Below are 7,567 nucleotides of genomic sequence, written 5' to 3'. Positions count from 1 at the left end.
GCTCAATCAGTTTGTTTTGTTTGTACTGACTCAGACGACTTTTTCTCATAAGGAAAATTCTAACTTAAACGGAATCTCCTGAGTTATCTAGGACAGCCCCAAACTTTTTCAAAGCCGAGCTCTCTTTTAGATAAAACGTCGTCTGAACGAATTCAGGCGGCGTTTTTGTTTTCAGGCTGCCTTGCCGCGTTCTTTGTGTCCATCGCCCCACGCCTTCAAGGCGAGCAGCACCGGTGCAAGCGTTTGCCCGTAGGCGCTCAAGCGGTATTCGACGCGCGGCGGCACTTCGGCGTAAACAGTGCGTTCGATGATGCCGTCGGCTTCCAGCGCGCGCAGTTGTGCGGTCAGCGTGCGCTGCGACACGGCGGGCAGAATGCGGCGGATTTCGTTGAAGCGCAGCACGCCGTCGCTATGCAGGCGGTAGAGAATCGTGCCTTTCCACTTGCCGCCGATAACGGCGAGCGCGGCTTCCACCGAGCAGCCTTCGGCGCAGTCGAATGCGCGGTGTGCGGTTTTGCCCATGATTGTTCCTTGTGTGATGGTTGGATGCCGTCTGAAACGGCTTTCAGGTTGCCTTACAGCTTGTAAAACACTTTCATCGCCGCCCACAGGATTTCAGGCTGCTCTTTTATCACTTCGTGCGCGGCAAACGGCACGTTCATCAGGTGCGCTTCAGGTAGGACTTGGCGCAAGCTGTTCAGGGCTTCGGCGGAGAGCAGGAAATCGTCTTCGCCGCGCACCGCCAGCACGGGGGCTTTGATGTTGGCGCTGTTTTCATTCGGGAATCCCGCCGCCGTGTCGTCCGTCCACAGGCGGCGCAGGTCGGCAACCAGCGCGTCCAAATCGGGGCGGGGGTTGTGTTTTTGGTAGGCGGCAACCTGTTCGGACATCTGCCCGCGCACGTCGGCAACGGTGAGGCTTGCCATCATTTCGCGCGGGGTGTCGCGGCTATGCCATTGCGCGCCGACGGTCAGCACGGATTGCACGCGGGCATCGGCGGCAGCGATACGGTAGGCGGTTACGCCGCCGTCGCTGAATCCGAACAGGTGAAACTGGCGCAGCCCGACGGCTTCAATAATCTGCCGCGCGTCGTCTGCGGTTTGGGCGTAAGTCAGCGGCACGTCGCCACGCGTGGAGCGTCCATGTCCGCGCGTGTCAATGGCAAGGATGCGGAAATGCGCTTGCAAGCGGGGCAGCAGCGGGGCGAAATCTGCCACCGACCCCAGTCCGCCATGCAACAGGACAATGGCGGGCGCGTCGGCTTTGCCGCCGAGTTGGTAGGACAGTTCGGCGTTTTGGTAATGCAGGGTTGCGGTCATGGGTTTGCTTCTGTTTGGATTGAAATGGGATGTTGTGCCGCTGCGTTTCGGTGCGGCAAGGATGGGGGCGCCAATGCGGATAAAGTGGCAGCGGCGGTAATTTTGAGCAGGGTGCGGCGGGTGGGCATGATTGTTCCTTTGCAGTATCCAATAAGTAACCTGCTGAAAAATAAGTGCGTTCTTAACAGATTTGCGCCCGCATCTTAAGATGCCCGCCCTTTTTACACAACCGGACAAACCACATGAAAGCCATCGGATTCAACCGCCCGCTGCCTGCCAGCGATGAAAACTGCCTGCTCAACATCGAACTGCCCACGCCGGAACTGCGTGAACGCGATTTATTGGTCGAAGTGCGTGCCGTGTCGGTCAATCCCGCCGACGTCAAAGTCCGCGCCGCGCATACGCCTGCCGCAGGGCAGTACCGTATTTTGGGCTGGGATGCGGCGGGCGTGGTCAAAGCCGTCGGTGGCGGTGTGCAGCATTTTCAGGTCGGCGACGAAGTCTATTACGCCGGCGTGATTAACCGCCCCGGCTCGTATGCCCAGTTGCAGGCGGTGGACGAGCGCATCGTCGCCCGCAAACCGCGCACGCTCGATTTTGCCGAAGCAGCCGCATTGCCGCTGACCGCGCTCACCGCGTGGGAAACGCTGTTTGACCGTCTCGACGTGAACAAACCCGTCGCCGGTGGCAGTCGCGCCTTGCTGCTGGTGGGCGGTGCGGGCGGCGTCGGCTCGATTACCGTGCAGTTGTTGAAAACGCTCACCGACATCCAAACCATCGCCACCGCCTCGCGTCCAGAAAGCGAAGCATGGCTGCGCCGCCTCGGCGCGGATTACATCATCAACCACCGCCACAGCCTGCCCGAACAAGTCGCCACACTCGGCATCGGCGCGCCATCGTGGGCATTTTCCACCAACCACAGCGCACACTACCTGCCGCAACTGGCGGAACTGCTCGCGCCGCAAGGCCGCATCGCACTGATTGACGACCCGGACGTTCTCGACGCCAACCCGTTGAAAGGCAAAAGCATCTCGCTGCACTGGGAATTCATGTTCACCCGCCCGCTGCGCGAGACCGCCGACATCGCGCGCCAAGGCGAAATCCTCGCCAAAGTCGCGCAACTGGCAGACGAAGGCCGTCTGAAAACCACCGCCACGCGTATCATCAACGGCATCAACGCCGCCAACCTGCGCCAAGCGCATCAGCTGGTGGAGCGCGGCGACATGATTGGCAAGGTGGTGCTGGCGGGGTGGTGAGTTGGCTTGGGGGGATTAAGGCAGCCTGAAAACCAAGTCCGATTCATTGTAAAAAGGCAGCCTGAAAAGCGTGTTTCAGCTTTTCAGGCTGCTTTTGTTTCGTGCTTATTTGATATTCAACGGAATGCGGTACAAGCGCGTGGCGTCGGTTTCGCCGTTGGGCAGGCGTTTGGGCACGATGGTGTGGTTGTCTGTGGAATCGATGCCGAAATCGTCATCGTTGATAATCCACAGCGTTTTGCCGCCGTCGGCAACCCACATGCCTTCAAATTTAGACGACTGAAAATCCACGTCTTTTTTCACGTCGCTTACCAGCGTTTTGCTTACGGGCTTGATGCCGGCGGCGGCGAGTTCTTCCCAAGTGTTTTCTTCGATGGCTTTGCCGTTTACTTTCAAGCCGTTTTCGCTGTCGGCGGGATCGGAAACGTCGGTGGCGCCGCGCAGGTCAATCAGGTAAACGTGTTTCACGTCTTTGCCGTTGTGTTCGTCCACCAAGAAGCGGTGCTCGTCAATGGCGCGGATTTCGGAGTTTTTCCAATAGTTGCCGCCTTGGCGGTACAGGTATTGCTTGGTTTTGCCTGTTGCCAAATCAAACGACAAGATGCGCGTTACCGATTCGTTTTTTACTTCGGCTTTGCCGGGGTTGTGCAGGGTCGATTGCATGATGCCGACCAATACGCGGTTGCTCGGCGTGGTGGTCAAGCCTTCCATGCCGCGGTTGGGGCGCAGATGGCCGAGTACGGCGGGCAGGCGGCGGCCGTTGGTTTGCACGCCGCGCGGGCTCATGCGCTCGAGCTCGAAGCCGTTGCGGTCGAAGTGCACGATGTGCGGGCCGTATTCGTCGGACACCCAGAAAGTGCCGTCTTTCATTACCGCCAGCCCTTCGCTGTCGATGCCGGTGATGTCGCGCTGCAGGGGGCGTTTGTTTGCATCCACCACGGTTTCTTTGGATGTGCCGTAGCCTTTGGGGTTGGGCAGGCCGGTGAGCGGTTTGCCGTTGGCGTCTTTGAGCGGGATGTCGCGCAGTTTTTTAATCGTGCCGTTGGTTTGGATTTCAAAATGGCCAATGCTCGGCGTGAAGTCCGGCTGCAGGAAGATTTTGATGTTTTCGCCGCCGTCGGCATTGGGGCCGCGGTCGGTTAAGCCGTAGAAGCGGTTGGGGTTTTGCGGGTCGGCATCAATGGACGAGCCGTAGCCTTTATAAAACGGCACGCCCTGCACTTCGCCCAGTTTTTCCACGGGCATGGGGATGGTTTCGGCAAGGACGGGATGGGTGGCGAATAGGCCGATAAGGGCGGCAAGAAGGGTTGGTTTCATAATTTCCATTTGTTAACTTAACTCAAGGTTTGTAAAAACCGAGATATTCTAATTTATTTCATGTTTAAGAGACAAAGGAAAAATTGCGCTCATGTGCTGCTGTTTTACCCCAATGGCAGCGCGATGTTCCAAGTTTTGCCGCGTGGATGCTTCAATCCGGCAGATGCTTGCACGGCCGGCGGGGAGTGTCGGATACGGGTATCCGGCCTACACGCCGAAAGGCCTTCTGAAAGCCTGCAAATCTGCTTTCAGACGGCCTTTCGCCTGTTCGCGGTATGGCAACGGCGATAAAAAGGCAGCCTGAAAGCCTATTTTAGCTTTCAGGCTGCCTTTATCGTGTGCGGATTACTCTGCTACGCCAACGGCTTTGAGCAATTCGTCTGCCGCCAAAATGCCCAGCGCGTTGCCCGCCAAGGGACTGTCGCCGGTGAGCAGAAGGCGGTCTTTGTGCACGCTGCCGTCGATGGAAATTTTGCTGTTTTTCACCACCATGCCCAGCTCTTCTAGGCGTTTGGCGAGCAACCACGGCAGTTTGCCCGGCATATAGCCGATGTCCAGATTCGCGCCTTCGTCCAAAGCGTCGGGGAACACGCACAGCTCGTAGCCTTTTAAACGGGAATTCGCTGTCGGCGCGGCCTACGGATGCGGCAGCCAGCGCGGCGGGGCCGTGGCACAGGGTGATGATAAATTTGTCGTTCGCCAACGCCCAATCCAGCAGGCGCTGCATGTAGCGGCTTTCAGGCAGCTTGTTGAACGCGCCGTGGCCGCCGGGAATCAGCACGGCGATGTAGGGGGAATCGGGCGCGGCTACTTCGTCCAAAATGTCGGCAAGGTGCGCGGGTTTGTCGAGCTTGGGCAGGTATTCGGCGTAGATTTCGGCGATGGCTTCGTCTTCGCCCAGCATCGCCCACATTTCAAATTTGGCGTGGTTGCCCGACAGGGTGGCGACGTCGATTTCAAAGCCTGCTTTGTGGATGTGCAGCATCGGCAGCAGGGTTTCCACGGGGTGGTTGCCGGTGGAGAAGAATTTGCCGTTTTGCATTTGCAGATAGCGCTCGTCGGTGGCGACCATCAGCACTTTGAATTTGCCGCCGGTGTAGGGCTGGGCGAATTTGGTGCTGGTGTAGTTGGTTTTGGGCGCGGTGTATTGGCTCAAAGAGTAGTCAGAGGGAAAAGGCGTTGTGCTCGGCGCGGTCGGCGACGGGCTGTTTGGACAATTCTGTCATGTTGTTTCCTTATTTGAGGTGGGTGAAAGCGGAGGGTTATAGGTAGAGTTAATTGTCTTGCCTAAATCGTTTGCTTATAAATATGAACAGGCCGTCTGAAAAGCTGTTTGGAGCTTTCAGACGGCCTTTTGTTGCATGAGAAATGGCGCAATCAGACGATGCGTGCCTGTAACAGGTCGTTCATATTCAGCGCGCCGACCAGGAGGCCGTTTTCGTCGACGGCGAGCAGGCCGGAGATGTTGTGGCGCTGCATTTCTTTCAGGGCTTCGGTGGCGAGTTTGTCGGGGTGGATACTTTTGGGTTCGGCGTGCATCACGTCGTTGACGGTGAGGCCGGTGAAAGATTCGCTTTTTTGGAACAGGCGGCGCAGGTCGCCGTCGGTGAACACGCCTTTCAGACGGCCTTCGCGGTCGGTGACGGCGAGCATGCCCAGTCCTTTTTCGCTCATGATGACCACGGCGTCTTTCAGCAGCGTGCCTTCGGTGACGGCGGGGGAGTGTTTGCCGCCGTGCATCAGGTCGGCCACGCGCAGCAGCAGGCGTTTGCCCAGGCGTCCGGCGGGGTGGCTGAGGGCGAAGTCTTCGCGGGTGAAGGAGCGGGCGCGCAGCAGGGTGACGGCCAGCGCGTCGCCCAAGGCCATCACGGCGGTGGTGCTGGATGTGGGGGCGAGGCCGAGCGGGCAGGCTTCCTGCGACACGGCCGCGGTGAGGTGGATGTCGGCGTGGCGCGCCATGGTGGATTCGGGGTGGGCGGTGATGCAGATGAGGCTGATGTTTTTGCGTTTGAGCGCGGGCAGGATGGCGGAGATTTCGTCGCTTTCGCCGGAATTGGAAATGGCCAGCACCACGTCGCCGTCGACAATCATGCCCAAGTCGCCGTGCGCGGCTTCGGCGGGGTGGACGAAGAAGGCGGGCGTGCCGGTGGAGGCGAGTGTGGCGGCGATTTTGTGGCCGACGTGGCCGGATTTGCCGATGCCGGTCACGACCAAGCGGCCGGTGCAGTTGAGGATGGTGTCGGCGGCTGCGGCGAAATTGGCGTCGAGGCCGTCTGAAATTTCGCGCAGGGCGGCGGCTTCGGTTTGTAAAACTTCCTGCGCCCAGCGGATGTATTGGGTAGTGTTTTCGGTTTGCATAAGTCTGTCTGTTTTATAGTGGGGACTGTGCGTGTTACGATTTATCCCCTGTCATTACATTTTGAGAACGAAAAAATGAGCATTTTAACGGACGTGAAAAACTTAGGCCAACAAATCTGGCTCGACAATCTGTCGCGCTCGCTGGTGCAAAGCGGGGAGCTGGCGCGGATGCTGGAAGAGGGCGTGTGCGGCGTTACCTCCAATCCCGCCATTTTCCAAAAGGCTTTTGCCGCCGACCCGCTGTATGCCGAAGACGTGGCGGCGCTGAAAACGCAGAACCTCACCGCCAAACAGCGTTACGAAACGCTGGCCGTGGCCGACGTGCGCGCCGCCTGCGACGTCTGCTTGAAAGAATACGAAGCAGACGGCGGTCGCAGCGGCTTCGTCAGCCTCGAAGTGTCGCCCGAACTGGCGCACGACGCGGCGGGCACGGCAGCCGAAGCGCGCCGCCTGTTCCGCGAAATCGGCCGTCCGAACGCGATGATCAAAATCCCCGCCACCGACGCGGGGCTGGCGGCCTTGGAAACGCTGGTTTCAGACGGCCTCAACATCAATCTGACCCTGCTGTTTTCCCGCCGCCAAACCGTCAAAGCCTACGAAGCCTATGTGCGCGGCATTCGCGCGCGGCTGGCGCGCGGCGAAGCGGTTGACGGCATCCGCGTGGTGGCCAGCTTCTTTATCTCGCGCATCGACAACGCGCTGGACGGCAATCTGCCCGCACACCTACGCGGCAAAACTGCGGTTGCGCTGGCCAAAGCGGCCTATGCCGACTGGCAGGACTTTTTCGGCAGCACGGAATTTGCCGTTTTGGCAGGGCAGGGCGCCAACCGTGTGCGGCTGCTATGGGCGTCCACCGGCGTGAAAAATCCCGCTTATCCGCCGACGCTGTATGTCGACAGCCTGATCGGTGAAGACACCGTCAACACCGTGCCCGAAGCCACTTTGCAGGCTTTTGTTGCAGGCGGCACCGCCCGCGCTGCGCTGGCGGAGGACGCAGACGCTGCCTTTGCCGTGTTGGCAGAAGTTGCCGGTTTGGGCATAGATGTGGAAGCGTTGGCCGAACGTTTGCAGCAAGACGGACTGGCGCAGTTTGAAACCGCTTTCGCCGAACTGCTGGCACCGCTGGCCTGATTCTGCCGCAAGCCGAAGGCCGTCTGAAAACCCGGTTTCAGGTTTTCAGACGGCCTTTCCGTCCTGCGCCGCCTTTATAGAGTGTGTTGACAATCAGCCTTGCGGCGGTATTTTTGGTAAAAATCCACGCCTGCCGCGTCAAAAATGCTCGCAAGATGTCCAATCTTGCTGCGCTTTTTTCCTTGC

7 protein-coding genes are annotated in these 7,567 nt (G+C 59.0%); 2 read left to right on the top strand and 5 right to left on the bottom strand.

Annotated features, from left to right (window positions below; genetic code table 11):
• Window positions 1-171 precede the first annotated feature (171 nt).
• Window positions 172-522 carry a winged helix-turn-helix transcriptional regulator gene (locus ACLD9W_RS11640; RefSeq protein WP_410842171.1) on the bottom strand — a complete coding sequence of 117 codons (351 nt, stop codon included), beginning with the start codon at window positions 520-522 and terminating at the stop codon, window positions 172-174.
• 53 nt (window positions 523-575) lie between these two features.
• Complete coding sequence (locus ACLD9W_RS11635) at window positions 576-1,319, bottom strand: alpha/beta fold hydrolase (protein ID WP_395428787.1); 744 nt, start codon at window positions 1,317-1,319, stop codon at window positions 576-578.
• A 242-nt stretch (window positions 1,320-1,561) separates the two neighbouring features.
• Between ACLD9W_RS11635 and ACLD9W_RS11630 the strand changes: the two genes are divergently transcribed.
• Window positions 1,562-2,575 (top strand): zinc-binding alcohol dehydrogenase family protein, encoded by a 1,014-nt coding sequence (locus tag ACLD9W_RS11630; protein ID WP_410842170.1) that lies wholly within the window; start codon window positions 1,562-1,564, stop codon window positions 2,573-2,575.
• Window positions 2,576-2,680: 105 nt separating this feature from the next.
• Here the strand turns inward: ACLD9W_RS11630 and ACLD9W_RS11625 are convergent, their stop codons facing one another.
• The 3 genes from ACLD9W_RS11625 to ACLD9W_RS11615 form a co-directional block, all read right to left on the bottom strand.
• Window positions 2,681-3,892 (bottom strand): esterase-like activity of phytase family protein, encoded by a 1,212-nt coding sequence (locus ACLD9W_RS11625; protein WP_410842169.1) that lies wholly within the window; start codon window positions 3,890-3,892, stop codon window positions 2,681-2,683.
• Between the two features lie 331 nt (window positions 3,893-4,223).
• Entirely contained in the window at window positions 4,224-5,048 is an 825-nt protein-coding gene (locus tag ACLD9W_RS11620) for a DJ-1/PfpI family protein (RefSeq protein WP_410842168.1), read from the bottom strand.
• Window positions 5,049-5,269: 221 nt separating this feature from the next.
• Window positions 5,270-6,250, bottom strand: coding sequence for an SIS domain-containing protein (locus ACLD9W_RS11615; protein WP_410842167.1), 981 nt, complete (start codon window positions 6,248-6,250; stop codon window positions 5,270-5,272).
• Between the two features lie 75 nt (window positions 6,251-6,325).
• Here ACLD9W_RS11615 and tal point away from each other — a divergent pair, with 75 nt between their 5' ends.
• The gene (gene tal, locus ACLD9W_RS11610) at window positions 6,326-7,381 is read left to right on the top strand and encodes a transaldolase (protein WP_410842166.1); all 1,056 of its coding nucleotides are present in this window, start codon (window positions 6,326-6,328) and stop codon (window positions 7,379-7,381) included.
• The last annotated feature ends 186 nt before the right edge of the window (window positions 7,382-7,567 follow it).

Source organism: Neisseria sp. WLZKY-1 (assembly GCF_046546535.1).
Lineage (GTDB): Bacteria > Pseudomonadota > Gammaproteobacteria > Burkholderiales > Neisseriaceae > Neisseria.
Note: the sequence above shows the minus strand (reverse complement) of the source record. Positions and strands in the feature narration are given on the sequence as shown.

What these genes read in the sequence shown, in the direction of transcription:
- ACLD9W_RS11635 (WP_395428787.1), bottom strand. Translation starts at nt 1,319, where the DNA reads ATGACCGCAACCCTGCATTACCAAAACGCCGAACTGTCCTACCAACTC.
- ACLD9W_RS11630 (WP_410842170.1), top strand. Translation starts at nt 1,562, where the DNA reads ATGAAAGCCATCGGATTCAACCGCCCGCTGCCTGCCAGCGATGAAAAC.
- ACLD9W_RS11625 (WP_410842169.1), bottom strand. Translation starts at nt 3,892, where the DNA reads ATGAAACCAACCCTTCTTGCCGCCCTTATCGGCCTATTCGCCACCCAT.
- ACLD9W_RS11615 (WP_410842167.1), bottom strand. Translation starts at nt 6,250, where the DNA reads ATGCAAACCGAAAACACTACCCAATACATCCGCTGGGCGCAGGAAGTT.
- ACLD9W_RS11640 (WP_410842171.1), bottom strand. Translation starts at nt 522, where the DNA reads ATGGGCAAAACCGCACACCGCGCATTCGACTGCGCCGAAGGCTGCTCG.
- tal (WP_410842166.1), top strand. Translation starts at nt 6,326, where the DNA reads ATGAGCATTTTAACGGACGTGAAAAACTTAGGCCAACAAATCTGGCTC.